Source organism: Jiangella gansuensis DSM 44835 (assembly GCF_000515395.1).
GTDB lineage: Bacteria > Actinomycetota > Actinomycetes > Jiangellales > Jiangellaceae > Jiangella > Jiangella gansuensis.
Window position 1 is genome coordinate 2,351,138 of record NZ_KI911782.1, and the last position, 25,974, is coordinate 2,377,111.

Annotated in this window: 29 protein-coding genes; 23 read left to right on the forward strand and 6 right to left on the reverse strand. The window is 72.2% G+C overall.

The genetic code is table 11. The features are described 5' to 3' along the window. The first annotated feature begins 11 nt into the window (after window positions 1–11). The 7 genes from sufD (at window position 12) to def (ending at window position 5,459) form a co-directional block, all read left to right on the forward strand. On the forward strand, window positions 12–1,292 hold the full coding sequence (gene sufD / locus JIAGA_RS29145; protein WP_051425976.1) for a Fe-S cluster assembly protein SufD: 1,281 nt from the start codon (window positions 12–14) through the stop codon (window positions 1,290–1,292). Window positions 1,293–1,322: 30 nt separating this feature from the next. Next, on the forward strand, window positions 1,323–2,081 hold the full coding sequence (gene sufC / locus JIAGA_RS0111295; protein ID WP_026875739.1) for a Fe-S cluster assembly ATPase SufC: 759 nt from the start codon (window positions 1,323–1,325) through the stop codon (window positions 2,079–2,081). A 133-nt stretch (window positions 2,082–2,214) separates the two neighbouring features. Further along, the gene (locus tag JIAGA_RS0111300; protein WP_281172683.1) at window positions 2,215–3,483 is read left to right on the forward strand and encodes a cysteine desulfurase; all 1,269 of its coding nucleotides are present in this window, start codon (window positions 2,215–2,217) and stop codon (window positions 3,481–3,483) included. Further along, entirely contained in the window at window positions 3,480–3,944 is a 465-nt protein-coding gene (gene sufU / locus JIAGA_RS0111305) for a Fe-S cluster assembly sulfur transfer protein SufU (RefSeq protein WP_026875741.1), read from the forward strand. The genes JIAGA_RS0111300 and sufU overlap by 4 nt, the downstream gene beginning before the upstream one ends. Next, complete coding sequence (locus tag JIAGA_RS0111310) at window positions 3,941–4,255, forward strand: metal-sulfur cluster assembly factor (RefSeq protein WP_026875742.1); 315 nt, start codon at window positions 3,941–3,943, stop codon at window positions 4,253–4,255. Before sufU ends, JIAGA_RS0111310 begins: the two co-directional genes overlap by 4 nt. Next, on the forward strand, window positions 4,252–4,857 hold the full coding sequence (locus tag JIAGA_RS0111315) for an HAD family hydrolase (RefSeq protein WP_026875743.1): 606 nt from the start codon (window positions 4,252–4,254) through the stop codon (window positions 4,855–4,857). The genes JIAGA_RS0111310 and JIAGA_RS0111315 overlap by 4 nt, the downstream gene beginning before the upstream one ends. Window positions 4,858–4,913: 56 nt before the next feature. After that, window positions 4,914–5,459 (forward strand): peptide deformylase, encoded by a 546-nt coding sequence (gene def, locus JIAGA_RS0111320; RefSeq protein ID WP_026875744.1) that lies wholly within the window; start codon window positions 4,914–4,916, stop codon window positions 5,457–5,459. Between the two features lie 46 nt (window positions 5,460–5,505). On the opposite strand, the gene JIAGA_RS0111325 is transcribed toward def, so the two are convergent. Both JIAGA_RS0111325 and JIAGA_RS0111330 read right to left on the reverse strand, forming a co-directional pair. Continuing rightward, window positions 5,506–5,883: a hypothetical protein gene (locus tag JIAGA_RS0111325; RefSeq protein ID WP_026875745.1), complete on the reverse strand. Its 378-nt coding sequence runs from the start codon at window positions 5,881–5,883 to the stop codon at window positions 5,506–5,508. 109 nt (window positions 5,884–5,992) lie between these two features. Continuing rightward, window positions 5,993–7,228: an MFS transporter gene (locus tag JIAGA_RS0111330; RefSeq protein WP_211239612.1), complete on the reverse strand. Its 1,236-nt coding sequence runs from the start codon at window positions 7,226–7,228 to the stop codon at window positions 5,993–5,995. A gap of 73 nt (window positions 7,229–7,301) precedes the next feature. On the opposite strand from JIAGA_RS0111330, the gene JIAGA_RS0111335 reads away from it, so the two are divergent. Genes JIAGA_RS0111335 through JIAGA_RS0111350 form a run of 4 tightly spaced genes read left to right on the forward strand, consistent with a single transcriptional unit; the run spans window position 7,302 to window position 11,031 of the window. Next, window positions 7,302–8,189: an AAA family ATPase gene (locus JIAGA_RS0111335; RefSeq protein WP_026875747.1), complete on the forward strand. Its 888-nt coding sequence runs from the start codon at window positions 7,302–7,304 to the stop codon at window positions 8,187–8,189. Then, window positions 8,186–9,349 (forward strand): vWA domain-containing protein, encoded by a 1,164-nt coding sequence (locus JIAGA_RS29150; protein ID WP_211239613.1) that lies wholly within the window; start codon window positions 8,186–8,188, stop codon window positions 9,347–9,349. Before JIAGA_RS0111335 ends, JIAGA_RS29150 begins: the two co-directional genes overlap by 4 nt. Next, window positions 9,330–10,448, forward strand: a complete 1,119-nt coding sequence (locus JIAGA_RS0111345) for an XdhC family protein (protein WP_026875748.1) — start codon at window positions 9,330–9,332, stop codon at window positions 10,446–10,448. The genes JIAGA_RS29150 and JIAGA_RS0111345 overlap by 20 nt, the downstream gene beginning before the upstream one ends. Further along, window positions 10,420–11,031: a nucleotidyltransferase family protein gene (locus JIAGA_RS0111350; RefSeq protein WP_211239614.1), complete on the forward strand. Its 612-nt coding sequence runs from the start codon at window positions 10,420–10,422 to the stop codon at window positions 11,029–11,031. Before JIAGA_RS0111345 ends, JIAGA_RS0111350 begins: the two co-directional genes overlap by 29 nt. Before the next feature lie 76 nt (window positions 11,032–11,107). Here JIAGA_RS0111350 and JIAGA_RS0111355 read toward each other — a convergent pair whose 3' ends face one another. From JIAGA_RS0111355 to JIAGA_RS33040, 3 genes are read right to left on the reverse strand one after another with little or no spacing between them, the layout of a single operon-like run. Next, window positions 11,108–12,520 carry a YlbE family protein gene (locus tag JIAGA_RS0111355; protein WP_026875750.1) on the reverse strand — a complete coding sequence of 471 codons (1,413 nt, stop codon included), beginning with the start codon at window positions 12,518–12,520 and terminating at the stop codon, window positions 11,108–11,110. Further along, window positions 12,513–14,006: an AllF/FdrA family protein gene (locus JIAGA_RS0111360; RefSeq protein WP_026875751.1), complete on the reverse strand. Its 1,494-nt coding sequence runs from the start codon at window positions 14,004–14,006 to the stop codon at window positions 12,513–12,515. Before JIAGA_RS0111360 ends, JIAGA_RS0111355 begins: the two co-directional genes overlap by 8 nt. Then, window positions 14,003–14,836: an oxamate carbamoyltransferase subunit AllH family protein gene (locus tag JIAGA_RS33040; RefSeq protein ID WP_051425977.1), complete on the reverse strand. Its 834-nt coding sequence runs from the start codon at window positions 14,834–14,836 to the stop codon at window positions 14,003–14,005. The genes JIAGA_RS0111360 and JIAGA_RS33040 overlap by 4 nt, the downstream gene beginning before the upstream one ends. 118 nt (window positions 14,837–14,954) lie before the next feature. Between JIAGA_RS33040 and JIAGA_RS0111370 the strand changes: the two genes are divergently transcribed. Continuing rightward, a complete protein-coding gene (locus tag JIAGA_RS0111370) occupies window positions 14,955–16,628 on the forward strand; it encodes a PucR family transcriptional regulator (RefSeq protein ID WP_051425978.1) in 1,674 nt (557 codons plus the stop codon). Between the two features lie 32 nt (window positions 16,629–16,660). Beyond that, window positions 16,661–17,083 carry a TIGR03618 family F420-dependent PPOX class oxidoreductase gene (locus tag JIAGA_RS0111375; RefSeq protein ID WP_026875753.1) on the forward strand — a complete coding sequence of 141 codons (423 nt, stop codon included), beginning with the start codon at window positions 16,661–16,663 and terminating at the stop codon, window positions 17,081–17,083. 45 nt (window positions 17,084–17,128) lie between these two features. Here the strand turns inward: JIAGA_RS0111375 and JIAGA_RS0111380 are convergent, their stop codons facing one another. Beyond that, window positions 17,129–17,701: a GNAT family N-acetyltransferase gene (locus tag JIAGA_RS0111380; protein ID WP_026875754.1), complete on the reverse strand. Its 573-nt coding sequence runs from the start codon at window positions 17,699–17,701 to the stop codon at window positions 17,129–17,131. 198 nt (window positions 17,702–17,899) lie between these two features. Between JIAGA_RS0111380 and JIAGA_RS0111385 the strand changes: the two genes are divergently transcribed. The 10 genes from JIAGA_RS0111385 (at window position 17,900) to JIAGA_RS0111430 (ending at window position 25,949) form a co-directional block, all read left to right on the forward strand. Beyond that, on the forward strand, window positions 17,900–18,190 hold the full coding sequence (locus JIAGA_RS0111385) for a hypothetical protein (RefSeq protein ID WP_026875755.1): 291 nt from the start codon (window positions 17,900–17,902) through the stop codon (window positions 18,188–18,190). Between the two features lie 212 nt (window positions 18,191–18,402). Further along, window positions 18,403–19,959 carry a uracil-xanthine permease family protein gene (locus JIAGA_RS29160; protein ID WP_084469619.1) on the forward strand — a complete coding sequence of 519 codons (1,557 nt, stop codon included), beginning with the start codon at window positions 18,403–18,405 and terminating at the stop codon, window positions 19,957–19,959. Between the two features lie 4 nt (window positions 19,960–19,963). Then, window positions 19,964–20,902 (forward strand): FAD binding domain-containing protein, encoded by a 939-nt coding sequence (locus tag JIAGA_RS0111395; RefSeq protein ID WP_026875756.1) that lies wholly within the window; start codon window positions 19,964–19,966, stop codon window positions 20,900–20,902. A 103-nt stretch (window positions 20,903–21,005) separates the two neighbouring features. Next, window positions 21,006–21,512: a (2Fe-2S)-binding protein gene (locus JIAGA_RS0111400; RefSeq protein ID WP_026875757.1), complete on the forward strand. Its 507-nt coding sequence runs from the start codon at window positions 21,006–21,008 to the stop codon at window positions 21,510–21,512. Further along, complete coding sequence (cutA, locus tag JIAGA_RS29165; RefSeq protein WP_035812422.1) at window positions 21,509–23,917, forward strand: aerobic carbon-monoxide dehydrogenase large subunit; 2,409 nt, start codon at window positions 21,509–21,511, stop codon at window positions 23,915–23,917. The genes JIAGA_RS0111400 and cutA overlap by 4 nt, the downstream gene beginning before the upstream one ends. Beyond that, window positions 23,917–24,567 (forward strand): SRPBCC family protein, encoded by a 651-nt coding sequence (locus JIAGA_RS0111410; RefSeq protein WP_026875758.1) that lies wholly within the window; start codon window positions 23,917–23,919, stop codon window positions 24,565–24,567. Before cutA ends, JIAGA_RS0111410 begins: the two co-directional genes overlap by 1 nt. 23 nt (window positions 24,568–24,590) lie before the next feature. Further along, window positions 24,591–24,848, forward strand: a complete 258-nt coding sequence (locus JIAGA_RS0111415; RefSeq protein WP_026875759.1) for a type II toxin-antitoxin system Phd/YefM family antitoxin — start codon at window positions 24,591–24,593, stop codon at window positions 24,846–24,848. Further along, the gene (locus tag JIAGA_RS0111420; RefSeq protein ID WP_026875760.1) at window positions 24,845–25,231 is read left to right on the forward strand and encodes a type II toxin-antitoxin system VapC family toxin; all 387 of its coding nucleotides are present in this window, start codon (window positions 24,845–24,847) and stop codon (window positions 25,229–25,231) included. Before JIAGA_RS0111415 ends, JIAGA_RS0111420 begins: the two co-directional genes overlap by 4 nt. Window positions 25,232–25,329: 98 nt before the next feature. After that, window positions 25,330–25,563 (forward strand): type II toxin-antitoxin system Phd/YefM family antitoxin, encoded by a 234-nt coding sequence (locus JIAGA_RS0111425; protein ID WP_026875761.1) that lies wholly within the window; start codon window positions 25,330–25,332, stop codon window positions 25,561–25,563. Continuing rightward, window positions 25,563–25,949 carry a type II toxin-antitoxin system VapC family toxin gene (locus JIAGA_RS0111430; protein ID WP_026875762.1) on the forward strand — a complete coding sequence of 129 codons (387 nt, stop codon included), beginning with the start codon at window positions 25,563–25,565 and terminating at the stop codon, window positions 25,947–25,949. Before JIAGA_RS0111425 ends, JIAGA_RS0111430 begins: the two co-directional genes overlap by 1 nt. Window positions 25,950–25,974 lie beyond the last annotated feature (25 nt).

Below are 25,974 nucleotides of genomic sequence, written 5' to 3' on the forward strand. Positions count from 1 at the left end.
AAAGAGAGCAGATGAGCACCAGCACGGCGAATCTGGCGGCCGCGACGCAGGAGAGCCTTCCGGCCGGCGCGGCCGAGGGCCAGCACGGCCTCACCGAGCATTCCCACGGCGGCGGGGCCCCCGCGGGCGGCCACGGCGGTAGTGCGTTCAACACCGTCGCGTCGTTCGACGTCGACGCGCACATCGTGCCGCGCGGGCGGGAAGAGGAGTGGCGCTTCACTCCGATGGCCCGGCTGCGCGGCCTGCACGAGGACGTCCCGCTGGACGGCAACGACTACGAGGTGAGTGTCGAGGCCGACCCGCAGGTCGTCGTCGAGACCATCGAGGTGACCGACGCCCGCGCCGCCGCGGTGCGCGGATCGTCCGGCTACGTGCCGGTCGACCGCCCCAGCGCGCGGGCGTGGGCCGACGCCGACCGGACGCTGGCCATCACCATCCCGGCGGAGGTCGTCACCGAGCGGCCGACCGTCGTGCGGCTGCGTGGGCTCGGCGCCGAGAAGGCTGCCGCCGGGCACGTCGTCATCACCGCGGAGCGGTTCAGCCAGGCCGTCGTCGTCCTCGAGCACGAGGGCTCGGCCGCCTTCGTGGACAACGTCGAGGTGGTCACCCACGACGGCGCGAAGCTCACCGTCGTCAGCCTGCAGGACTGGGCCGACGACTCCGTGCACCTGTCGCACCACCACGTCAGCGTGGGCCGCGACGCCGTCGTCAAGCACGCCGTCGTCAGCTTCGGCGGCGACCTCGTGCGCACGTCGGTCACGCTCGACTACGCCGCCCCGGGCGGTGACGCGGAGCTGCTGGGCCTGTACTTCGCCGACAGCGGCCAGCACCTCGAGAAGCGCCTGTTCGTCGACCACAACCAGCCCAACTGCCGCAGCAACGTGCTCTACAAGGGCGCGCTGCAGGGCGCCAAGGCGCACACGGTGTGGATCGGCAATGTGCTCATCCGGCCCGAGGCCGAGGGCATCAACACCTACGAGCTCAACCGCAACCTGGTGCTCACCGACGGCGCCCGCGCCGACTCGGTGCCGAACCTGGAGATCGAGACCGGCGAGATCGAGGGCGCGGGCCACGCCAGCGCCACCGGCCGGTTCGACGACGAGCAGCTGTTCTACCTGCAGGCCCGCGGCATCCCTGCCGACGAGGCCCGCCGCCTGGTCGTGCGCGGCTTCTTCACCGAGCTGATCAACAAGATCGGTGTTCCGGAGATCGCCGAGCGGCTGACGGCCACCGTCGAGCGCGAACTGGCCATCGGCGAGAACCAGCCGGTCGCGTCGTCGTCGACGCACTGACCACCGAAGATACCGAGAGGCAACCGAGAAATGAGCACCCTGGAGATCCGCGACCTGCACGTCTCCGTCGAGACCGAGTCCGGACCGAAGGAGATCCTGCGCGGCGTGGACCTCACGGTCCGCAGCGGTGAGACGCACGCCATCATGGGCCCGAACGGTTCCGGCAAGTCCACCCTGGCCTACTCGCTGGCCGGGCACCCGAAGTACACCGTCACCGGCGGCGAGGTGCTGCTGGACGGCGAGAACGTGCTGGAGATGAGCGTCGACGAACGCGCGCGCGCCGGCCTGTTCCTGGCCATGCAGTACCCCGTCGAGGTGCCGGGTGTGTCGGTGTCGAACTTCCTGCGCACCGCCAAGACCGCCGTCGACGGCGAAGCCCCCAAGCTGCGTACCTGGGTCAAGGACGTCAAGGGCGCCATGGACCGGCTGTCCATCACCGACGACTTCGCCGAGCGCGACCTCAACACCGGCTTCTCCGGTGGCGAGAAGAAGCGCCACGAGATCCTGCAGCTGGAGCTGCTCAACCCGACGTTCGCGGTGCTGGACGAGACCGACTCCGGCCTCGACATCGACGCGCTGCGCGTCGTGTCCGACGGCGTCAACCGCTTCACCTCCGGCGGCGACAAGGGCGTGCTGCTGATCACGCACTACACGCGCATCCTGCGCTACATCACGCCGGACTTCGTGCACGTGTTCGTCGGCGGCCGGGTCGCCGAGGAAGGCGGGCCGGAGCTGGCCGAGAAGCTGGAGGAGAAGGGCTACGTCGACTACGTCGGCGCCGGCGCCTGATCCCCCTGCCCGTACGAGGCCCCGAAATGATCACGTCCGGCATGGGTGCTCCCGCTCCACCAGGAATGCTTGCCTGGTGGAGCGGGACATCCACGCAACGTGATCATCTGGAACTGTGACCGAGGAGGCCACCTTGAGCGCCGGAGTGAACAGCCCGCTGGACGTGGACCGGGTCCGCAAGGACTTCCCGATCCTCGACCGGCGGCTGGCCGGTGACCGCCCGCTGGTGTACCTGGACTCGGCCAACACGTCGCAGAAGCCCACCGCGGTCCTGGACGCCCTGACCGAGCACTACGCGCAGCACAACGCGAACGTCGCTCGCGCGGTGCACCAGCTCGGCGAGGAAGCAACGGCGGCCTACGAGGGCGCCCGCGACAAGCTCGCGGCACTGATCAAGGCGCCCAGCCGCGAGGAGATCGTCTTCACCAAGAACGCCTCCGAGGCGCTCAACCTGGTGGCGAACACGCTGGCCAGTGGCCTGGCGGAGGATCCGCGGTATCGGCTCGGTCCTGGCGACGAGATCGTCGGCACGCAGATGGAGCACCACTCGAACATCGTGCCGTGGCAATTGGCCGCCCGGCGCACCGGAGCCCGGTTCCGCTGGTTCGAGCTGACCGACGACGGCCGCCTCGACCTGTCGACCATCGGCGAGCTGATCAACCCGCGCACGAAGATCGTCTCCCTGGTGCACCAGTCGAACATCCTCGGCACCGTCAACGACGTCGAGACCGTCGTCGCGCGCGCACACGAGGTCGGCGCCCTGGTGTTGCTGGACGGTTCGCAGTCCGTGCCGCACCTGCCGGTCGACGTCACGGCACTGGGCGTGGACCTGCTGGCCTTCACCGGCCACAAGATGGTCGGCCCGACCGGCATCGGTGTGCTCTGGGGACGACGCGAGGTGCTCGACGGGCTGCCGCCGTTCCTCGGTGGCGGCGAGATGATCGAGACCGTCGCCATGGAGGGCTCGACGTTCGCGCCGATCCCGCACAAGTTCGAGGCCGGGACGCCGCCGATCGCGCAGGCCGTCGGGCTCGGTGCGGCGGTCGACTACCTGACCGGCATCGGCCTGGACCGCATCCACGACCACGAGCAGGCCATCACGGCGTACGCGCTGGAGAGGCTGCACACCATCGAGGGCGTCAGCATCATCGGCCCGGACACCACGGAGCTGCGCGGCGGCACCGTCTCGTTCACCGTTGACGGCATCCACCCGCACGATGTCGGGCAGGTGCTGGACGAGCAGGGCGTGGCCGTGCGCGTCGGGCACCACTGCGCCCGGCCGGTCTGCGTGCGCTACGGAATACCGGCGACCACGCGAGCGTCGTTCTACCTGTACACCACCACCGACGAGATCGACGCGCTCGCCGCCGGCATCCATCACGTGAAGAGGTTCTTCGGGTGAACGACAGCCTGTACCAGGAGATCATCCTGGACCACTACAAGCACCCGCAGGGGCGCGGGTTGCGTGAGCCGTTCGATGCCGAAGCCCACCACGTCAACCCGACCTGCGGCGACGAGATCACCGTCCGGGTCGCGCTGGACGGCGAGAAGGTCGCCGACGTGTCGTACGACGGGCAGGGCTGCTCGATCAGCCAGGCCTCGGCCAGTGTGCTGCACGAGCTGCTCACCGGTTCCACCGTCTCCGACGCGATGTCGGTTGAACGGTCGTTCGTCGAGCTCATGCAGGGCAAGGGCCAGGTCGAACCGGACGAGGATGTACTGGGCGACGGCATCGCGTTCGCCGGCGTCGCCAAATACCCGGCCCGGGTGAAATGCGCGTTGCTGTCCTGGATGGCGTTCAAGGACGCCACCGCCCGGGCCATCGGAGAGCCCGCCGCTGTTGCCGAGGAGGAGAGGCGATGACCGCCACCGACATCGAAGACCTCAAGGAGGCGCTGCGCGACGTCGTCGACCCCGAACTGGGCATCAACGTCGTCGACCTCGGCCTCATCTACGGCGTCAGCGTCGACGAGGAGAACGTCGCCACCGTCGACATGACGCTGACCAGCGCGGCCTGCCCGCTGACCGACCTCATCGAGGAGCAGGCGGTCGCGGCCACCGACGGCCTCGTCAACGAGCTGCGCATCAACTGGGTCTGGATGCCGCCGTGGGGCCCGGACAAGATCACCGACGAGGGACGGGAGCAGCTGCGCGCGCTCGGATTCAACGTATGAAGGCGGTCGTGTTCGACCTCGGCGGCGTTCTCGTCGACTGGGATCCGCGGTATCTCTACCGCACCCTGCTGCCCGACGACGACGCCGTCGAGCGTTTCCTGGCCGAGGTCACGACATCGGAGTGGAACACTCAGCAGGATGCCGGCCGCACCTGGGCCGAGGCGGTCACGACGCTCACCGATCAGTTCCCCGAGCACGCGGAGCTGATCGCCGCCTACGACACCCGCTGGATCGAGACCATCGGCGGGCAGATCGACGGCACCGTCGAGATCCTGAGCGAGCTGCGTGACACCGGAGTCGGCCTCTACGCACTCACCAACTGGTCGGCGGAGAAGTTCCCGCTCGCCCTCGAACGGTTCGAGTGGCTGTCGTGGTTCTCCGGCATCGTCGTCTCCGGCGTCGAGCAGATGATCAAGCCGGACCGGCGCATCTTCGACCTGCTGCTGGACCGGTACGGCCTCCACGCGGAGACGACGGCATTCATCGACGACTCGGCGCGCAACGTCAGCGCCGCAGCGCAGCTCGGCATGACCGCGCTGCACTTCACCGGGCCGGACCAGCTGCGCACTGACCTGCGCGAACTGGGTCTGCTGGCGCGCTAAATCCGGCTGCCGGCCGCGCGGGGGCGCGGCCGCACGATCGCAAAGGGGAACCTACTGTGGCCGTCCGTCCGATCCGCCTGTTCGGCGACCCGGTGCTGCGCACCACGGCCGAGCCGGTGGTCGACTTCGACCGCGAGCTGCGCAGCCTGGTCACCGACCTCACCGACACCATGCTCGCCGCGCCCGGCGCCGGCCTGGCGGCGCCGCAGATCGGTGTGTCGCTGCGGGTGTTCACGTACGACGTCGACGACGTCGTCGGGCACCTCATCAACCCGACCCTGGAACTGTCCGAAGAGGAGCAGTTCGGGCCGGAGGGCTGCCTCTCACTGCCCGGCCTGGAGTACGACTGCCGGCGCGCCTTGCGGGTCGTGGCGCACGGCTTCAACATGTACGGCGACCCCGTCGCCATCGAGGGCAGCGAGCGCTTGGCCCGCGCCATCCAGCACGAGACCGACCACCTCGACGGCATCCTGTTCATCGACAAGCTCGACCGCGAAGCTCGCAAGGCAGCGATGAAGGCGATCCGCGAGGCCGCCTGGGCCGGCGAGGAAGCCCCGGAGATCCGGGTGTCGCCGCACGCCACCTTCGGCCGCGCCACCTGAGCCGACCGGGTGCCGCGCAGGTCGGGCCCTGGGCCGTCGTCGCCCCTCACCTGGGCGCACCTCGCGCGCCTGAGGGCCGTACAAGGGGCGCATCTGCTCCAGGTGCGACCGTGAGGCGAGTGACGTGCCAGTGGCGAGGCTCAAGGCTGAGCGGCGCGGCGGTCTCGGCGTGGGTGCGCAGCGCGCGGCCGTCGTCGTCGACCATGACCTCGACGTGATCGGCGCAGCCGCTGAGCAGGCCGGACGCCGTCACGCGAATGGACTGGCCGGGCCGGACCGTCGCCGGCTGGACGGCGGTCTGGGGTGCGGCGCATGCCGCGTCGTCGGCCCCGGCGACTCGTGACGGCGAGCCGCCGCCGCAGGCGCCGCCGCCCACCAGCAGCGCCAGCGTTGCGACCAGCAGGCCCACCCGCATGTCGACCATCCCCGGTGACGATCCGACCCGTGGTGCTTGGACGCGCGAGACCGTCCCGGGGTTCACCCTTTCCTCGACGACCCACTGAACACGCGGCCTGGATCGGCCCCGCACTCGCTCAGGGCTGTCGCCGTCGCATGGCCCGGGGCAGGGTCACGGCGACGGCGACCGTGGCCAGCGTGCCGCCCGCGCCGGCCACCACGAACGTCACCGGCGCCGACGTCGCGTCCAGCAACAAGCCGCCGGCCAGGTACGACACCCCCGCGGCCAGCCCGATGGCGCCGTAGAGGTTGCCGAACACCCGGCCCAGCATGGCGGGCGGAACCAGCCGGGGCAGCAGTGTGTTGGTGGCGACGTCCATGGCGGCGATGCCCAGCCCGCGTACCGCCTGGAGGGTGAAGGCGGCGGCCACCGCCCAGGCCAGCCCGGTCAGCAGGTTCCCGATGCTGCTGACGGCGAACCCCGTGGCCAGCAGGACCACCATCGACCACCGCCGCGCCGAACGCGCCAGCAGCGCGTACCCGGCGAACAGCCCGAGACCGACGGCGGCCAACAGCACGCCGACGGCGGAATCACCTGCGTCAAGGGTGTCGCGGGCCAACACCACCAGCGCCACGTCGTCGATGCCGTTGAAGGCCACGACAGCGCAGAAGCCGAGCGCGACGATCCGCAGCGCCGGCGCGCGCCAGATGAACACCAGCCCATCCCGCGCGTCACCGGCCAGCGAAGCCCGCGGCTCCGCCCCATCGACCGGCGACGGCGGCAGCGGCGGCAGCCCGACCAGCAGCGCCGCCGACAGCAGGAACGTCGCCGCGTCAACCAGCAGCACGCCGACGATGCCGACCAGCGGGAACAGCGCCGCCGCCAGCAGCGGCCCGGCCGCCTCGCCGCCATTGGTGGCTAGGCCGAGGGCGGAGTTCGCGGCGGCGTGGTCGCGGGGCGGCACCAGCGTCGCCACCGCCGCCCGCGACGCCGGCAGGAACGCCTGCCCGGCCAGTGCCCGCACCCCGACCAGGGCCAGGAGCAGCGGCAGAGGCGGCAACGACAGCGCGATCGCGGCGAGCAGCACGGCCTGGACCAACTCGCTGGCGATCATGACCCGTTTCCGGTCGAACCGGTCGCTCAACGCACCGGTCAGCGGGCTCAGCAACGCCGGCGCCAGGTCTCCGACCAGCAGCAGCAACGACACCGCGATCGCCTGGCCGGCAGTGTCGGCGACGTGCAGCATCAACGCGACCAGGCTGAGCGAGTCGCCGAGGAACGACACCGTGCGGGCCACGAACAGCGACCGGAACGCCGCGTCCGCCCGCAGCAGCCGGGCGGCGCCGCGCGGTTCGCCGTCGTCGCCCGTCACGACGACGAGGATGGGTGACTAGGCCTGGCAGCACAAGCGGATTTCGCGGCGGCGTACGGCGTAGCGTTGGGGCATGGTGGACACGAGCGGTGCCGTCTCCTCGCCCGGTGAGCTGGCCGAACGGCTTGATGCCGCCGGGTACCTGGCCGACGAGGGCCTGGCGACGGCGGCGTTCCTGGCGTTGCGGATGGGCCGCCCGCTGTTCGTCGAAGGCGAGGCCGGGGTCGGCAAGACGTCGCTGGCGCAGGCGCTGGCGCAGGTGCTCGACGCGCCGCTGATCCGGCTGCAATGCTACGAAGGGGTCGACGCCGCGCAGGCGCTGTACGACTGGGACTTCCCGCGTCAGCTGCTGCACCTGCGCGCCGCCGAGGCCGCGGGCGTCACCGATGTCGACCAGCTCGAGCACGAGTTGTACGACCGCCGGTTCCTGCTGGCTCGGCCGCTGTTGCAGGCGCTGGAGACGTCGCCGTCGGTGCTGCTGGTCGACGAGGTCGATCGTGCCGACGACGAGTTCGAGGCGTTCCTGCTGGAGGTGCTGTCGGACTTCACCATCTCGATCCCGGAGATCGGCACCGTACGCGCACAGACGCCGCCCGTCGTCGTCGTCACCAGCAACCGCACCCGCGAGGTGCACGACGCGCTCAAGCGGCGCTGTCTCTACCACTGGCTGGCGCACCCGACGTTCGAGCGGGAGGTCGCCGTCATCCGGCGCCGGCTGCCCGGCGTGGGCGAGCGGCTGGCCGGTGACGTCGCCCGCGCGGTGCAGCGGCTGCGCGGGGCCGACCTGCTCAAGCCACCCGGGCTGGCCGAGTCGATCGACTGGGTGGCGGCGTTGACGGAGCTGGGCGCCACCGAGCTCGACACCGAGCTGGCCGCCCGCACCCTCGGCGCGGTGCTCAAGTACCAGGAGGACACCGAGCGGGTGCTGGGCGAGGTGACCGAGCTGGTCGGGCGGGCGTGAACGTGCCGGCCAGCGAGCAGGTGACCGCACAGGTCGTCGGCTTCGCCCGGCGGCTGGCCGCCGCCGGCACGCCGGTCCCGCCGACGCGGGTGCACGCGATGCTGGCGGCGCTCGACGTGCTGGGCGGCGGGTCGCTGCGGTCGGTGTACTGGTCCGGCCGGGTGACCTTGTGCGCGTCGCCGGAGGACGTGGAGCGTTACGACCGGGTGTTCGCGGCCTACTTCGGCGGGCAACGGACCCCGCCGCCGACGACGGTGCGAGTCCCGCCGGTGCAGCGGCTGGTCGCGCTCCCGGCCGACCCCGCCGCCGAGCCCGACGGACGACGTGACGGCGACCCGCCACCGGAGCTGCTGGCCACCGCGAGCCGGGTCGAGGTGCTGCGGCACCGCGACGTCGCCACCCTGAGTGATGCGGACCGGGCCGAGGTGCACCGCTACGTCAGTGCGCTGCTGCCCGCGGCGCCGGACCGCCGGACCCGACGCCAGCGTCCCGCCGCGTCCGGCCCCGTCGACGCCCGCCGCACCGTGCGGCGCATGCTCCGCCACGGCGGCGAGCCCGTCGAGCTGCGGCGACACGGGCATGCACGGCGGTACCGGCGGCTGGTCTTCCTCGTCGACGTCAGCGGGTCCATGGCCCCGTACGCGGAGACGCTGCTGCGCTTCGCGCACGCCGCCTGCCGGACCCGTCCGGGCACCGAGGTGTTCACCGTCGGGACCCGGCTCACCCGCATCACGCGCGAACTGCGCGGTCGCGAGCCGGGCACGGCCCTGGCGGCCGCGTCGGCGGCCATCGCGGACTGGAGCGGCGGCACCCGGCTCGGCGAAGAGCTGAAGGAGTTCCTGGACCGCTGGGGCCAGCGCGGCACCGCCCGCGGCGCCGTCGTCGTCATCGGCAGCGACGGGTGGGAGCGCGGCGACCCCACGCTGCTGGGTGAGCAGATGTCACGCCTGTCCCGGTTGGCCCGACGTATCGTGTGGGTGAACCCGCATCGCGGCCAGGCTGGGTACGCCCCGGCCACCGGCGGGATGCAAGCCGCGCTCCCGCACGTCGACCGGCTGGTCGCCGGCCACTCGCTGGGCGCGATGGAGGAACTGGCCCGGGTGCTCGACGAGCATGACGGGCGCCGGAGGGGTGGTGGCCATGCACGAGGTGATGCGTGAGCTGGTGTCCGCCATCGGCGACGGGCAGCGGACCGGCCTGGTCACCGTCGTCAGCACCTTCAAGTCCGCACCCCGCCCGCCCGGCGCCTCCATGGCCGTCACCCGCGACGGCGAGGCCGTCGGCAGCGTCTCCGGCGGCTGCATCGAGGGCGCCGTCTACGAGCTGGCGCAGGAGGTCATGGACGGCCGCCCGCCGGTTCTCCAGCGCTACGGGGTGAGCGACGACGACGCGTTCGCCGTCGGCCTGACCTGCGGCGGCATCATCGACGTGTTCGTGGAGGCCGTCGACGCCGCCTCGTTCCCGTCCCTGCCGGACCTGGCGTCCAGTGTGGAATCGTCCGACCCCGTGGCGGTGGCCACGGTGGTGCGCGGGCCCGGCACCGTCGGCGCCCACCTCGTCATCTGGCCAGACCGGGTGGCCGGGACGCTCGGCGGGCAGCGGCTCGACGACGCCGTCACCGACGACGCGCGCGGCATGCTCGAGCAGGGCATGACCGGCATCCGCCGGTACGGCGCCGACGGCGAGCGGCGGCTCGACGAGCTCGAGGTGTTCGTGCAGTCGTTCGCGCCACGGCCACGGATGCTCGTGTTCGGCGCCATCGACTTCGCCGCCGCGCTGGTACGGATCGGCCGTTTCCTCGGCTACCACGTCACCGTGTGCGACGCCCGGCCGGTGTTCGCGACCCCACGGCGGTTCCCCGACGCCGACGACGTCGTCGTGCAATGGCCGCACGACTACCTGGCGGCGACGGAGGTCGACCCGCGCACCGTCATCTGCGTGCTCACCCACGACCCCAAGTTCGACGTCCCGCTCCTCGAGGCCGCGGTGCGTACCCCGGCGGCGTACATCGGCGTCATGGGGTCGCGGCGCACGCACGACGACCGAGTCTCCCGGCTGCGCGAGCGCGGGCTGGGCGACGACGAGCTGAGCCGGCTGTCGTCGCCGCTGGGCCTGGACATCGGCGCCCGCACCCCGGAGGAGACGGCGGTGTCGATCGCGGCAGAGATCATCGCGGCCCGGTGGGGCGCGAGCGGGCAGCGGCTGAGCGACACCACCGGACCGATCCACCGTGAACCGCTCGCGGCGGATGTCCGCTGAGCCGGGCACGGGCGCCGGCGCAGGCCTGGCGGGGCTGATTCTCGCCGCTGGGTCGGGGTCGCGGTTCGGGTCGCCGAAAGCGCTGGTGGAGTTCGAGGGCTCACGGCTGGTCGACCGGGCCGTGCGGGTCGTCGCGGGGTGCCGGCCGGTGGTCGTGGTCTCGGGGGCGGTCTCGCTGACCGTTCCGGGCGCGTTCGTGGTGCACAACCCGCAGTGGGCGACGGGGATGGGCTCGTCGCTGCGGGCCGGGCTGCGGGCACTGGACGGGTTGCCCGGCGTAGGGGCCGTCGTGGTGGTGCTGGTGGATCAGCCGTGGGTGGGGCCGGACGCGGTGGCGCGGCTGCGTGCGGTGTGGGCGTCCGCCGACGGCGTCCGGGTCGCCGCCGCGACGTACGGCGGCCGGCGCGGCAACCCGGTACTGCTGGACCGGTCGGTGTGGCCGGAGGTCGCCGCCCTGGCCTCCGGCGACGCCGGGGCACGGGCCTTCATGGCCGTCCACCCGGAGCTGGTGACGCCCGTCCCGTGCGACGACACCGGCCGCCCCGACGACGTCGACGTCCCCGCCGACCTCGGCCGGAAATGATCACGTCCACCATGGGTACTCCCGCCGCACCAGGGATGCATGCCTGGGGGAGCGGGAGCACCCATGGTGGACGTGATCATTTGAGGGCCGGCAGCGGGGGAGTGGTGGCGGCGAGGGCGGCCAGCGCCGCGGTGAAGCACGCCGCGGGCGGCTGGACGAGGCCGGCGCCGACCTGGCCGGTGCCGGCGACCCGTCCCGCGATCCCGGTGTTGATCTGCGGCAGGATCCCGGTGCGAGCCACGAGCGTCACGTCGATCCCGGTCGGTGCGCCGCGGAACTCCAGGATCGGGAAGGCGTAGGCCGGGTTCTCCGCGAGCGTGATCTCGTACATGAGACGGCTGGTGGCCAGCGCGTCCGGCACGGTGCCGCCGACGAACCGGACGATCGCGGGCGCTGACGCCATGGCGAACCCGCCCAAGCCCATCGTCTCGGTGATGGTGGAGTCGCCGATGTCGGGGTTGGTGTCATCCGGGCCGTATCCGCCCAGGTAGAGGCCGGACGGGGTGTTGGCCGGCGCGGTGAACCACTGCCCGCCGGTGCCGGACAGTTGCACGCCGAAGTCGGTGCCGTTGCGGGCCATCGTGGTGACGACGCTCGACCCTGGGATGCCGGCGGCGGCCGCGGTCTGCAGCTTGCCCGCCGGCATCACCAGGTTGAGGAAGAAGTGGTCGTTGCCGGAGACGAACCGGGCGACCTCGGCGACGTCCGACGACGGCAGGCCGCTCTCGACGAGGTCGGGAAGCAGATCGCGCAGCAGCATGAGGGTGCCGGCGCGGTTGCGGTTGTGGCCTTCGTCGCCCATCTGCACCATCTGCGCGACGATGCCCTTGACGTCCACGCGCCCGCGCCGGCGTACCGCGGCCTGTAGCGCCGGGCCCAGCACGTCGGCCATCCAGCGCAGCCGGTCGATGACCTCCGGCCCGTACGCGCCGTAGCGCAGCACCGCGCCGAGGCCCTCGTTGAGCGAGCACCAAGAGGTTCCGCCGTGGACGTCGTCGCGCAGTTCGAACAGCCACATGGACGGGGATACGACGCCGGCCATCGGCCCGACGCCGCCGCGGTCGTGGCACGGCGCCAGCTCGATCCCGGATCCCCTCGCCAGCAGTGACTCCGCTTCGTCCGGCGAACCGGCCAGGCCCTCGAACAGCATCGCTCCGACGAGCGCGCCGCGCATCGGTCCGGACGCCCGGTCCCAGGTCAGCGGCGGCCCGGCGTGGAGGAACTCACCCGGCTGCAGGCCGAGCACCTCGCGGGCGGGCCGCACGTCCACCAGGTCCGCGGTGGCGGCCAGCATCCGCGATACGGCCCGCGCGTTGGCCTCCGGCCGGCGCGGGTCGGCCAGCACTCGGGCCAGGTCGTGCGCGGTGCCGGGCATCGGCGGGCGCCAGTCGACCGGTGTGACGGGTACGGCCTGCGCGGACAGCGCCGCGGCGAACAGGTCGACGCCGGCGGTGACCACGCGCGGCGGCGTGCCGAGCAGGTCAGCCATGGTCGCCTCGCACGAGGTCGACGGCAGCGCGGGCGGCGTGCGCGTTGGACAGGTGCACCGATGCGCCCGCGTCGCGCAGCACCTTGGCCTGCGCAGAGAGGTCCTGGGGGTCGTCGGAGGTGCCGATGAGGGCGACGACGACGGCGAGGTCGCGCCCGCGTGCCCCGGCTTGATTGCGAGCCCGGACGATCGCGGGCGCCAGGTCCGCGGCCGGGTCCGGGTGGGCGCCGTGCCCGAGGACGACGTCGAGCAGGACGACCCCGCAGGACGGGTCCGAAGCCTCGGCGTGCAGCCGCTCGATGCGCAACGAGTTGTCGATCATCGGATGCGGCCGCCCCCGGGTGTAGTCGTCGTCGCCGAAGTCGATCATGGTGTGACCGTCGGCCGGCTGCCCGGGCGCCAGGGCCCAGTCCGGCCGCAGCGGGATGTTCGACCGCACCGGTCCGAGCGCCTCGCTGACGATGATCATGGCCTCGTCGCAGAGCGTGCCGCCGGCGTAGAGTCCGCGCACCGAGGCGTACGGCCCGCGCCGCGATACCGTCGCCGGCCACCAGCGCGGGGGCCGCCACTCGGCCCCGGCCTGAGTGACCACGGTTTCGGCGACAGCGGTGAGGTCCGGCTGGCCAGGTCCCAGCAGCGCCAGGACCACGGGGGTGGGCAGTTCCTCCGCCCGCTTCCGCACTGCCTCGGAGACGTCCGGCGCCGGCGGCTTGCCGACGACGACGATGAGCTCGGTGGCGTCGTCCCCGGCCAGCAGATCGAGCGCCGCGAGCGTGGAGACGCCGCCGACCGCCGAGGCCAGGTCGCGGCCACCGACCCCGATGGCGTGGCTGATGCCGACGCCGGCGCCGTCGACCAGGCTCATGAGCTGCTGCGCGCCGGTGCCGGACGCGGCCACGACGCCCACCCGACCGGGCCGCACGACGTTGGCGAACCCGAAGCCGACCCCGCCGATCACGGCGGTGCCGCAGTCGGGGCCCATGACCAGCAGGCCCCGGTCGCCGGCCTCCCGCTTGAGCCGGACCTCGTGCTCGACCGGGACGTTGTCGGAGAACACGACGACGTGCAGCCCACTCTGCAGCGCGTCCATCACCTCGGTGAAGGCATGCTCACCCGGCGTGGAGACGAACGCGACGGTGGCGTCGTCGCGACGGACCGCGGACCCGATGGTGCGCGGGGACGGTCCGGCGCTCACCCCGGTCGGCCCGGCCTCGGCGCCGCGATCGCTCAGGGCGGACTCCAACCGGGCCAGTGCCCGGGCGAGGGTGTCGTCGTCGCCGGCCTCGATGCCGACCACCAGGTCGCCGGGGCCGGCGCCGTCCGGGCGGTCGAAGCCCATGCCGGCGAGCAGGTCGAGGTTGAGATCGGTGGCCATGGCGACCAGCGCGGACGCCACTCCGGGTTCGGTCGCCACGGCCCGGCTGACCTGCATGAGCGCCACCGAGTCGTGGTAGGTGCCGGGGCGGACCTCCAGGTGGCGGGTCATGACGCCCACCGGGCCGGGGCGAGGGCGAGGAGCACGCCGAGGTGGAGCGCCGCGCCGGAGGTGTGCCCGACCCGCAACAGCGCCCGGGCGGCGGCGTCGACATCGGCGTCTGGCCGGCCCAGCGCCCGGACCAGGCTCGTGAGCTGGGGAATCCCGAGGCCGCGGCGCGCGTGCGCGAGCAGGCCGGCCGAGACCGCGGTGGTGCGCTCGAACGGCCGCGTGGCGCGGACCGCGCCGTCCAAGGCGTCGGCCATGTCGGCAGCGTCGGCTGCGTCCCGCCGCGCTGCCGCCAGGGCGACAAGCGCGCCGGCCAGGACGTCGTCGCCGGCCGGGGTGAGACCCGGGCCGAGGCCGAGCAGCCCGCACACGGCGGCGCCGACGTCGCCGGCACCACTCAACGCGGCGGCGAGCCGTCCGGCGCCGCCTGCGACGGCGGCGTCCACGTCGGGCTGGGTTTCCTCGGCAGCGCGGGTGGCGGCCAGGCCGAGGTCGGCGATGCGGGCCGGCTGCGGCCGCCACCAGCGGACCACCGTGACGCCGGCGCCGTCTCGTACCCGGATCGAGCCGTCGCCCACCGTCACCGGCGTGCCCACCCGCACCCGTGGCGGCGGCACGGCGGTGACGACGGCGCACGGCAGTCGGACGGCGTCCGGGCCGGTGACGCACACGAGGTCGGTACCCACGGCGACGGCGAGCAGGTCGCGGGTGGAGGCCACGGCCTCCCCGGCGAGCCGTGGCCCACCCACGAGCTGGGCGACGGCGGTGCTCGCCGCGCCCGGCGCCGGCGTCCGGACCACGGATGTGAGGTCCGGTGCCGTCGAAACCGGCACGGGTCACCTCCGTTCCGCCCCAAGATCGTCCAATGGGGACTGCCACGAACGTAGTCCGGACCGCTACGGTCTTCGCATGGGCAAACTTGCCAACGATAGGCCCTCGGCTTCGCTGGACTTGCCAGCGCCGGGTGACGGCAAGTGGCCGACGCACGCGGTGCCCGGCCTGACGGTGCGCAGGGCGATGGAGATCCCCGCGCTGGCAGGGGCCCGGTTGCTGGGCGGCGAGCAGGGCCTGGACCGGGTGGTGCGACGGGCCAACATCATGGAGGTCCCCGACATCCTGCCCTGGGTCAAGCCGCACGAGCTGTTGCTGACCACGGGATACCCGCTGCGCAACACCCCGCAGGGGCTGACGGGCCTGGTGACGGAGCTGGACGCGCGCGGGCTGTCCGCGCTCGGCGTGAAGCTGCACCGGTACCTGGACGCGCTGCCGGACGAGATGATCGAGGAGGCGGACCGGCTCGGGCTGCCGCTGTTGCTGCTGCCCGACGCCGTAGGTTTCGACGACATCCTCAACCAGGTGCTCACGGGTGTCCTCAACCGGCAGGCCGCGGCGCTGGAGCGGTCCTGGGAGGTGCACCACGCGCTGCTGTCGGTGGTGCTGGAGGGCGGCGGGCTGTCCGAGCTGGCGGCCAAGACGTCCGCGGTGCTGGGCGTCGAGGTCTTCGTGACCACCTCCGACGGACGAGTGCTCGCCGAAGGCGGCAACACCGACGATCTCACGGCCTGGCGCCGCACGCCGTCGTTCGACTCCTCCGGCCGCTTCCGTACCGAGCACGAGCCCGGTGGCGTCCACGAGCACCCCGACGTGCCGGGCTGCCACGCCGTCGTCTCCATCGTCGCCGGCCGGGTCGACCACGGCCGCATCGTCGCGTTCGCCCGGCACCGACTCCTCGACGACGCCGACGTCCACGTCCTCGAACGCGCCGCGACAGTGGCCGCGCTGGCGGTGATCAAGCAGCTCGCGGTGACCGCGGTCGAGGGCAAGTACCGCGGCGACTTCCTCCGCGACGTGCTCGCCGGCCGGGCCGGTGACCGCGCCCGCGTCGTCACGCACTGCGAGTCGCTGGGCTGGGACGTCGACCGGCCACTGGTGGTCGTCGTGGCCGAGCTGGACGCGGACACCGGGCCCGTGCCGGCGACCGGACTGCAGCTGCGGCCGGTTCAGGAGCGCTTCAGCGTCGCCTGGCACAGCGTCCTGGCCCGCCGGGACAGCCGGGCCGCCGTCGTCGGGTTCACCCAGGAGGTGGTGGCGCTGGTACCGGTGCCGGCCGGCCAGGACGCCGAGGCCGTCGTCCGCGAGCTGGTCCGCCAGGTGGCCGGCGACGGCGGCGGTGGCCGGCGCTCGTTCTCCACCGGGATCAGCCGGCCCGTGGACGATCCCGAACGGCTGCCGGCCGCCTACGAGCAGGCGCGCCGCGCCGTCGACGTCGGGCGGCAGATGAACGGGCCGGGCTCGCTGGCGCACTTCGACAGCCTGGGGTCGTTCCGGCTGCTCAGCCAGATCGAGGACCGCGAGGAGTTGCGCGGCTTCGTTCGCGAGACCCTGCACGGCCTGGCCGCGGAGGACGACCCGGAGATGGCGGATCTGCGGCACACCCTCAAGGTGCTGCTGGACACCAACCTCAACGTGGCCGAGGCCGCCCGGCAGCTGCACTTCCACTACAACACGCTGCGGTACCGCATCACCAAGCTGGAGCGCATCCTCGGCCCGTTCACCGCCGATCCCGACCTGCGGCTGGACCTGGCGCTGGCGCTGAAAGTGCTGCAGATGCGCGGCCTGAGCTGACGTCGTCGTCCCCGGGATGCTTGGATCGGTCCATGCCGAAGCCTCCACTTCCCGACGACGTCACCACGTTCCTCGCCCGGCCCAACCCGGCCGTCATGGCGACCATGGGGCCGGCCGGCCCGGTCACCGTCGCTACCTGGTACCTGTGGGTCGACGGGCGGGTCCTGGTCAACCTCGACGAGGGGCGCAAACGGCTGGAACACCTGCGCGCGGACCCCCACGTGAGCCTCACCGTGCTCGACGAGTCCAGCTGGTACACGCACGTCAGCCTGCAGGGGCGGGTGAGCGAGCTGGCCGACGACCCCGGCCTCGCCGACATCGACCGGCTGGCCGTCCACTACACCGGCAAGCCGTACCGCGTGCGGGACCGCCGCCGCGTCAGCGCCTGGATCGAGGTCGACCGCTGGCACGGCTGGGGGAGTCTGAAGAACACCGACGCGGACCAACACCGCTGAGCTGCTGACGGCGCGGCCGCGCCGGCGTGGACCGGCCCGGCCCCGTCAGCGCAGGCCGACGCAGTCGTGCCGCCAGAAGATCTCCGAATAGACCAGCGTGCCGGTCAGGGACGGCTCGAACGCCGGCAGCCGGTGCACCTGGAACGCCGCGTCCGGGATACGCAGCGACGGCCTGCGGAACCCCAGCTCACCGGCGGGTTCGAAGCCGTACCGGGTGTAGTAGCCGGGATGGCCCTCGAGGAACACCAGCGGCACGGACGTGTTCGCCAGCAGGTCGAGCCCGCGCCGCACGAGCGCGGACCCGATGCCCTGCCCCTGCCGGTCCGGCCGGACGCCGAGCGGGCTGAGCACCAGCACGTCGACCAGCCGATCCGGCGCGTCCAGCAGGGACCGGGTGAACAGGACGTGCCCGACCACCTCCCCGGCGTCGGCGGCGACCAGCGACAGCCCGGCGCCGGGATCGGGGGAGGGCGCGGCGCCGGGTGCCGCCCCCGCGGGAAGCAGGGTCCGTAGATCGTCGGTCAGGTCGGCGACCGTGCGCCCGGAGTCACCGAACGCTGCCTGGTGGACCTCGCGGACCGCGTCGTGATCGGCCGGCCGTTCGGCACGTAGCTCCATGCCTCGCACCGTAGGCGGGCCCCGTCGTCGCTCGCACTCGATTTTCTGCCGGTCCGGGCGTTCGCCCGGCTCACCGTGCCTGCATCCGCCGTGAGGCGGGAACAGCCCTCGCGCTACGTTTTGGTTAGCAAAACCCTTGATCCGTGAAACGATACAACCGAGAATGGTGTCTATACGTAGCCGTCCGATGGGAGAGCGATGCCTACCTTCGAACCGACCATCACGCCCGAGCACATCCGCGACCTCTGGGACGCCGGCCTCGGTGTCCCCGACACCGCCGACCCGCACGCCGGTGAGCAGCCCGCGCTCTGCCTCACCGCTGACGGCCGGTTGCTGGTGTCCGACCGGCCGGGCCTGCAGGCGGCCGGTACGGTCATCATCACGGCGAGCGAACTGCGCAACTTCACCCGCGGCCGGTTCACCGCCCAGGACGCCCGAGACGTCGCGTGGGCGCTCACCGAGGAACTGCGCCTCGGGACGCCTGCCTGACCTCTTGATCACGGCGGGGTTTCGGCTGTGATAGCGACCACTGGCCCGCCTTGATCACGAAAGGCGGCGTCGTGTGGGCGCAGACGTTGCCGAGGATCGACTGATCACCTCGGCACTTCGTGCCCATGCCCGATATCGGCCTGGTGCCTAAGTTGCCTCCATCGTGTCCCCGATGGTGATCTGCAGATCACTGCCGTCTGCCAGGAGGCGCCGTGGCACTGGGCTGGAAGGTCGTCTACGACGGCAAGACACCGCCACCGGGCGAGGTGGTCCGGCCCGACGAGCGGCTCTCGTGGGGGCGGACGGCCGGGCTCGGCGCGCAACACGTGGTGGCCATGTTCGGTGCCACCTTCGTGTTCCCGCTCATCATGGGGTTGAACCCCCAACTGGCCATCATGATGAGCGGCATCGCGACCATCTGCTTCCTGCTCATCGTCCGGGGAGTGGTGCCCAGCTACCTCGGCACCAGCGCCTCGTTCGTCGGCGGCGTGGTGGCCATCCGCGAGCAGGGCGGCGACTCCTCCGACGTCACCGGCGCCATCCTGGTGGCCGGTGTGGTGCTGGCTGCCGTCGGCATCGCCATCCACTACCTGGGCGCCCGGGTGCTGCACCGGGTACTGCCACCGGTGGTCACCGGTGCGGTCGTGATGCTCATCGGCTTCAACCTCGCGCCGGTGGTGGCCAACACGTACTGGCCGCAGGACCAGTGGATCGCGTTGATCGTGATGACCCTGGTCATCGTGATGGCGGTCGGGTTGCGCGGTTTCCTCGGCCGCATCGCCATCTTCGTGGGCCTGGTCGGCGGGTACGCCCTGTCGTGGGTGTTCGACCGGGTCTTCGGCCAGATCACCGCGTTCGACCCGGCCGCGAACGCCGAGACGACGCACGACCGGGTCAACTTCGACGGGGTCCGCGAGGCCGACTGGTTCGGCTTCCCCGATGAGACGTTCGTCAACGCCCAGGGCGTCGAGGTGCCGGGCTGGCACCTGCCCAGCTTCAGTGTCACCTTCATCCTGCTCGTCCTTCCCGCGGTCATCGCGCTGATCGCCGAGAACGCCGGCCACGTCAAGGCCGTCGCCGAGATCACCGAGCGCGACCTCGACCCCGTCATGGGCAAGGCGATCGCCGCCGACGGCGTCGGCACCGTCATCGCGACCTCCGTCGGCGGCTCGCCCACCACGACCTACGCGGAGAACATCGGGGTCATGGCGGCCACCCGGGTGTACTCGACGGCCGCTTACTACGTGGCGGCGGTGGTGGCCATCCTGTTCGGGTTCTCGCCGAAGTTCGGCGCGCTGATCTCGGCCACTCCGGGCGGGGTGCTCGGCGGCATCACCGTCGTGCTGTACGGCATGATCGGGCTGCTCGGCGCCCGCATCTGGATCGAGAACCGGGTCGACTTCGCCAATCCGGTCAACCTGGTGCCGGTGTCGGCGGGCATCATCATCGCCATCGGCGACACGTCGCTGGAGGTCACAGACGACTTCGTGCTGTCCGGCATCGCGCTGGGCACGATCGTCACCGTCGTCGCGTACCACCTCGCACGTGCCGTCGCGCCGGCGCACCTGCGGGAGGGTGCCGTCCTCACCGTCGGGCCACCCGGGGTGCACCAGGCGGACGACGGCGACGCGCCCGGCCACGGCGACGCGCCCGGCGACGGCGACGCGCCCGGCGACGGCGACGCGCCCGGCGACGGCGACGCGCCCGGCGACGGCGACGATCCGGGGGCCGAACCGCCGGGCACCACGCCGCCCGGCGAGAGAGGATGAATACGTGAAGCCAGCGGGGTTCACCTACCACCGGCCGTCGACCGTGGCCGAAGCCGTCGACGTGCTGGCCGAGGTGAGCCCCGCGGGCAAGGTGCTGGCCGGTGGGCAGAGCCTGGTGCCGCTGCTGTCGATGCGGCTGGCCGCACCGGCGCATCTGGTCGACGTCAACCGGCTGACCGAGTTGGCGTTCGTGCGGGTCACGACGGACGACGACGGCGCCGGCCCGGCGGTGGTGGTCGGAGCGCTGGCCCGGCACACCGACGTCGAGCGGGACCAGCCCGCCCACGCCGCGCTGCCGCTGCTGCGGGAGGCTCTGCGCAGCGTCGCGCATCCCACCGTCCGCAACCGCGGCACGACGGTGGGTAGCATCGCCCACGCCGACCCGGCCGGTGAGATGGGTGCGGTGCTGGCGCTGGCCGGCGGCACGGTGACGCTGCGCTCGGTGCGCGGCAGCCGCACGGTGGCCGCCGCCGACTTCACGACCGGGCCGATGGAGACGTCCGCGGCGCCGGACGAGCTGGTGACGTCCGCGACGTTCCCGGTCCCGGCGGGCCGCACCGGTACGGCCTGGACCGAGCTGGCCCGCCGCAACGGGGACTACGCCGTGTGCGGCGTGGGGGTGGTGGTGACCCTCGACGACGACCTGCGGGTGTCGGCCGCCCGGGCCGCCTACGTGTCCGTGGCGCCCGTGCCGCCGGTGCTCGACCTCACCGACGCGGTGGCCGGGCTGCGAGCCGACGAAGCCGGCGACGGCGGCCGTGACGGCGGCCGTGACGGCGGCCGTGACGACCGCTGGGCCGCCGCCGGCCGGCTGGCCGCGAGCCGGCTCGACCCCGACGACGACATCCACGCCACGGCCGCGTACCGGCGCCGGCTCGCGGCCGTGCTGACCGCACGCGCGCTGCGCACGGCCGCCCGCCGTGCCCTGGAGGTGAGCGCATGACCGCCCCGGAGCGCCACTTCTGGAGACTTGCGCACCCTACGAGGACCGTTCTGGCGTGCATAAGTCTCCAGAAGTCGCGCCGGCAGGCGGCGGGGGTGGCCCCATGAGCGAAGAGCTCCACGAGGTGACGCTGGTGGTGAACGGGGTGCCGCGGTCGGCGGCCGTGCCGGCGCGGCGTCTTCTGTCGGACTTCCTGCGCCACGACCTCGAACTGACCGGCACCCACGTCGGTTGCGAGCACGGTGTGTGCGGCGCCTGCACGGTGCTCCTCGAGGGCCGGCCGATCCGTTCGTGCCTGCAGTTCGCCGTCACCGTCGACGGCGCCGAGGTCACCACCGTCGAAGGCTGCACCCGGCCGGACGGCGAGCTCGGCGCGGTGCAGCAGGCGTTCCAGGACTGTCACGGGCTGCAGTGCGGTTTCTGCACGCCCGGGTTCGTCACCACCATCACCGCCTACCTGGAGGAGAACCCGGCGCCGACGGCACAGGAGGCGCGCGAGGCAATCGCGGGCAACCTGTGCCGCTGCACCGGCTACCAGAACATCGTGGCGTCGGTCCTGCGGGCAGCCCAGTTGCGCCGCGGCCGCCCGGACGAGGCGGCGGCGTCATGACCACGTCGATGATCGGCGAGCCGATCGCGCGCCGCGAGGACCCGAGGCTGCTCACCGGGCAGGGCCGCTTCCTCGACGACATCGGCCATGACGCGCTGGCCGCGGCGTTCGTGCGCAGCCCGTACGCGCACGCCCGGGTCGTCGACGTCGACGTCACCGACGCGCTGGACGTCGACGGGCTGGTCGCCGTCTACACGCACGAGGACCTGGAGGGGCGGGTCGGCGAGCCGCTGCCGCTGCTCATCCCGCACGCGGCGCTCACCCACGGCCGCACCCCGTACCCGCTGGCGAAGGACGAGGTCAACCACGTCGGCGAGGCCGTGGTCATGGTGGTGGCCACCGACCGGTACGTGGCCGAGGACGCCTGCGAGCGCATCCGCGTCACGTACGAGCCGCTCGAGCCCGTCGTCGGCATCGAGCTGGCTCGGGCTGCTGACCTGCTCGTTCATGACGACGTCCCCGGCAACGTGTCGGCGCACCTGGTGCAGGAGAACGGCGACGCCCGCGCCGCCGTGGCGGCGGCCCCGAACGTGCTGGAGCTCGACCTGGAGATCGAGCGCAGCGCCTCCACGCCGCTGGAGGGCAAGGGGGTGCACGCGCGCTGGGATGCCGACGACCGCAGCCTGCGCGTCTACACCTCCACCCAGGCGTCCACCTCGGTGCGCGCGGCGCTGGCCGCCAAGCTGGAGCTGCCGCCGAACCGCGTCGAGGTCATCGCGCCCGACGTCGGCGGCGGCTTCGGGGTGAAGATCGTGCATCCGTGGCCGGAGGAGGTGCTGGTGCCGTGGGCGGCCATCCGGCTGGGCCGCGAGGTCAAGTGGACCGAGGACCGCCGCGAGCACTTCGTCTCCGCCGCGCACGAACGCGGCCAGCTGCAGCACGTCCGCGTCGGCTTCGACGACGACGGGCGGCTGCTCGGCCTCGACGTCACGGTCTGGCACGACAACGGCGCCTACACGCCGTACGGGATCATCGTGCCGATCATCACGACGACCCAGCTGCTCGGGCCGTACAAACCTGGCGCGTACCGCGCGGAGTTCTTCAGCCTCTACACCAACACCGTCACGGTCACGCCGTACCGGGGCGCCGGCCGGCCGCAGGGCTGCTTCGCGATGGAACGCACCATGGACGCCATCGCCGAACACCTCGGGCTGGACCGCACCGCGGTGCGCGAGCGCAACTTCATCCGCCCCGACGAAATGCCCTTCGACCACGGCCTGACGTTCCAGGACGGGCGGCCGCTGATCTACGACTCCGGCGACTATCCGGCCACCCTGGAGAAGGTCAAGAAGCTGGTCGGGTGGGACGAGTTCGAGTCGTTCCGGTCCGAGGCGCGGGCTGCCGGCCGGCGGGTGGGCATCGGAATCGGCTGCTACGTCGAGGGCACCGGGGTCGGCCCGTACGAGGGCGGTTTCGTCAAGGTCGAGACCGACGGGACCATCGTCGTCGCCACCGGCCTCACCACCCAGGGGCAGGGCCACCAGACGGTGTTCGCCCAGGTCGTGGCCGCGGAGCTGGGGGTGCCGATCGACCGGGTGACGGTCACCACCGGCGACACCCGGCGGTTCGGATACGCCGTCGGCACGTTCGCGTCGCGGGCGGCGGTCATGAGCGGCAACGCCATCGCCCTGGCCGCCCGGAAGGTCCGCGACAAGGCGCTGCGGGTGGCCGGCGAGGCGCTGGAGGCGGACCCGCGCGACCTGGAGATCGTCGACGGTGTCGTACGGGTGGTGGGGTCGCCCGAGACGGCTCCGGGCACGAGCATCCCGCTGGCCACCGTCGCGGTCCTGGCCAACCCGCTGCGCTACGCCTTCGACCGCGAGGCGGAGCGGGCCACCCAGTTCGGCGGGCCGGTCGACGTCACGAAGCCGCCGGTGGCCGAGGGCGACGAGCCGGGTCTGGAGGAGACCGGGTACTACTCGCCGCCGCGCTCCACCTTCGCCAACGGCATGCACGCGGTGGTCGTCGAGACCGACCCGGACACCGCCGAGATCTCCATCCTGCGCTACTGCGTGGTGCACGACTGCGGCACGCTGCTCAACCCGCGCATCGTCGAGGGGCAGATCCATGGCGGGGTGGCCCAGGGCGTCGGGGGAGCGCTGTACGAACGTCTGGTGTACGACGAGGCGGGCCAGCTGCTCAACGCGTCCTTCATGGACTTCCTGATGCCGTACGCGACCGAGGTGCCGGTCATCGAGACCGACCACCTGCAGACGCCGTCGCCGCTGAACCCGCTGGGCATCAAGGGCGCGGGGGAGGCCGGCGTCATCCCGGTGTCGGCGGCGCTGGCGTCGGCCATCTCCGACGCGGAGGGGCTCGCGATCACGCGCATGCCCATCTCGCCGTCGGAGCTGTACGAGTTGCGGCTACGGAGTTCTGGTCCGGCCGGAAGGGATGAGCGCTGATGAAGGTGACCGGTTCCGCAGTCCTGCATGCTCCGCCGGAGCAGGTGTGGCGTGCGCTCAACGACCCCGCGGTCCTGGTGCGCACCATCCCCGGCTGCCAGCGGCTGGAGGAGGACGGCCCGGACCGCTACCGGATGACGGTCACCGCAGGCGTCGGCACCATCAAGGGCACCTACGCCGGCAACGTGTCCCTGCACGACCAACAGGAGCCGGCATCGTTCGTCCTGACGGCATCCGGCGCCGGCGCGCCCGGGACGGTGAGCGCGGACGTCCTGGTCCGGCTGAGCGGCGACGACGACGGCGCCACCCGCCTGGACTACGACGCCGACGCCGTCGTGGGCGGCATGATCGGCGGCGTCGGGCAGCGCATGCTGGCCGGGGTGGCGAAGAAGACGGCCGGGGAGTTCTTCGCCGCCGTCGACGACATCCTGACCGGCCGTGCCGCAGAGGCGGTGCCGGCGCCGGCCGGTCCGGTCGACGCGGCTGGTCGCGCCGCGATGCCCGCCGTCTACCGCGACGCCGAACCGGGACGCGTCCCGCGGCAGGACGGGTTCGTCCGCGGCGTGCTCGTCGGAGCCGCGGTCGCACTCGCCGGCGTCGCCGTCGGCGGCTGGCTGGCCGGCCGAAGCCGTGGAGGCGTTGCTGGCTAAGCTAACTTAGCTGAACTGCTGGCATGGGCGAGTCGGCAGTGGTGCAGTACAACATCCATGAGGCGAAGACCCAGCTGTCGCGGATCATCGAACGGGTCGAGCGGGGTGAGCAGGTGGTCATCAGCCGTGCCGGAGTCCCGGTGGCGAAGGTCGTGCCCCTGCCGGCCAACGCGCGGCGGCGGCAGCGCGGCTCGTTGGCCGGTCGGATACAGCTGGCCGACGACTGGGACTCCGACGAGCTCAATGACTCGATCGCCGCCGGCTTCGGGCTGCGGCCGTGACCACCCGGGCCAGGTATCTGCTCGACACCCACGTGGTGCTGTGGTGGCTCGCGGACGACCCGACGCTCGCCGACGACCTCAAAGCGATGATCGACGAGGAGCGCGAGGTCTACGTGAGCGCGGTCACCGGGTGGGAAGTCGCGATCAAGCAGCGCATCGGCAAGCTGACGTCCCCGGTCGATCTCGCTGGAGAGATCCGCGACAGCGACCTGCACCAGCTGCCCGTCACGTTCGAGCACGTGGTCGAGGTGGGACGGCTTCCGTCACACCACCGCGACCCGTTCGACCGGATGCTGGTGGCACAGGCGCGGGCGGAACGGCTGAAGCTGGTGACTCGCGAAACCGCCATCCACGGCTACGACGTGCCCGTTCTCAAGGCCTAGCTGTGCCAACAGCGGGCCGTAGCGTCACCCTGGCGTGACGCAACTGAGCTGCTACAGTGGACTAAGCCCTATGGCTTAGTCCAATCGGAGGTGGACTTGTGACCCCGGTCGTGAATGTTCATGAGGCCAAGACCAACTTCTCCAAGCTGTTGGAGCAGGCGCATGCTGGCCAGGAGATCATCGTTGCCAAGGCCGGCAAGCCTTACGCCCGTCTCATGCCGCTCGCATCGGAGCCCGCGAGCCGTCGGCCCGGGCGGCTCGCAGGGCGGGTGGGCAACGAGTTCTTCGAACCGCTCCCCGCCGAAGAGCTTGATGCCTGGGGTCAGGGCTGATGCAGCTGCTGCTCGACACCCACACACTGCTCTGGTGGTTCACCGACGACGACAGGCTGTCGCTCGAGGCTCGCGCCGCGATCGCCGACGAGGCGAATGAGGTGTTCGTCAGCGCGGCGTCGGCGTGGGAGATCGCCACGAAGCAGCGGCTGGGCAAGCTCGCCGACGTGCCGCAGGCGGCGACACGCTACGTTGAGCTGGTGGCGGCCGACGGCTTTGTCCACCTACCGGTCACGCACGTGCACAGTCTTCGCGCAGGCGGGTACGAGGTTGCCCATCGAGACCCGTTCGATCGCATGCTGGCCGCTCAGGGCGAGCTCGAGGGCATGCTGTTGGTGACCCTTGACGACGCGTTCGAGCAGTTCGAGGTCGCCACCTTGTGGTAAGCCGGTGGGGTCAACGACGGGAGGG

Bases quoted from the DNA above. Each gene is read 5' to 3' on its own strand.
- JIAGA_RS0111380 (WP_026875754.1), bottom strand. From the start codon at position 17,701: ATGGAGCTACGTGCCGAACGGCCGGCCGATCACGACGCGGTCCGCGAG.
- JIAGA_RS0111415 (WP_026875759.1), top strand. From the start codon at position 24,591: ATGGGCGAGTCGGCAGTGGTGCAGTACAACATCCATGAGGCGAAGACC.
- JIAGA_RS0111355 (WP_026875750.1), bottom strand. From the start codon at position 12,520: ATGGCTGACCTGCTCGGCACGCCGCCGCGCGTGGTCACCGCCGGCGTC.
- JIAGA_RS0111315 (WP_026875743.1), top strand. From the start codon at position 4,252: ATGAAGGCGGTCGTGTTCGACCTCGGCGGCGTTCTCGTCGACTGGGAT.
- JIAGA_RS0111430 (WP_026875762.1), top strand. From the start codon at position 25,563: ATGCAGCTGCTGCTCGACACCCACACACTGCTCTGGTGGTTCACCGAC.
- JIAGA_RS0111385 (WP_026875755.1), top strand. From the start codon at position 17,900: ATGCCTACCTTCGAACCGACCATCACGCCCGAGCACATCCGCGACCTC.
- sufD (WP_051425976.1), top strand. From the start codon at position 12: ATGAGCACCAGCACGGCGAATCTGGCGGCCGCGACGCAGGAGAGCCTT.
- JIAGA_RS0111360 (WP_026875751.1), bottom strand. From the start codon at position 14,006: ATGACCCGCCACCTGGAGGTCCGCCCCGGCACCTACCACGACTCGGTG.
- cutA (WP_035812422.1), top strand. From the start codon at position 21,509: ATGACCACGTCGATGATCGGCGAGCCGATCGCGCGCCGCGAGGACCCG.
- JIAGA_RS0111335 (WP_026875747.1), top strand. From the start codon at position 7,302: ATGGTGGACACGAGCGGTGCCGTCTCCTCGCCCGGTGAGCTGGCCGAA.
- JIAGA_RS0111375 (WP_026875753.1), top strand. From the start codon at position 16,661: ATGCCGAAGCCTCCACTTCCCGACGACGTCACCACGTTCCTCGCCCGG.
- JIAGA_RS0111310 (WP_026875742.1), top strand. From the start codon at position 3,941: ATGACCGCCACCGACATCGAAGACCTCAAGGAGGCGCTGCGCGACGTC.
- JIAGA_RS0111325 (WP_026875745.1), bottom strand. From the start codon at position 5,883: ATGGTCGACATGCGGGTGGGCCTGCTGGTCGCAACGCTGGCGCTGCTG.
- JIAGA_RS0111410 (WP_026875758.1), top strand. From the start codon at position 23,917: ATGAAGGTGACCGGTTCCGCAGTCCTGCATGCTCCGCCGGAGCAGGTG.
- JIAGA_RS0111345 (WP_026875748.1), top strand. From the start codon at position 9,330: ATGCACGAGGTGATGCGTGAGCTGGTGTCCGCCATCGGCGACGGGCAG.
- sufC (WP_026875739.1), top strand. From the start codon at position 1,323: ATGAGCACCCTGGAGATCCGCGACCTGCACGTCTCCGTCGAGACCGAG.
- JIAGA_RS0111400 (WP_026875757.1), top strand. From the start codon at position 21,006: ATGAGCGAAGAGCTCCACGAGGTGACGCTGGTGGTGAACGGGGTGCCG.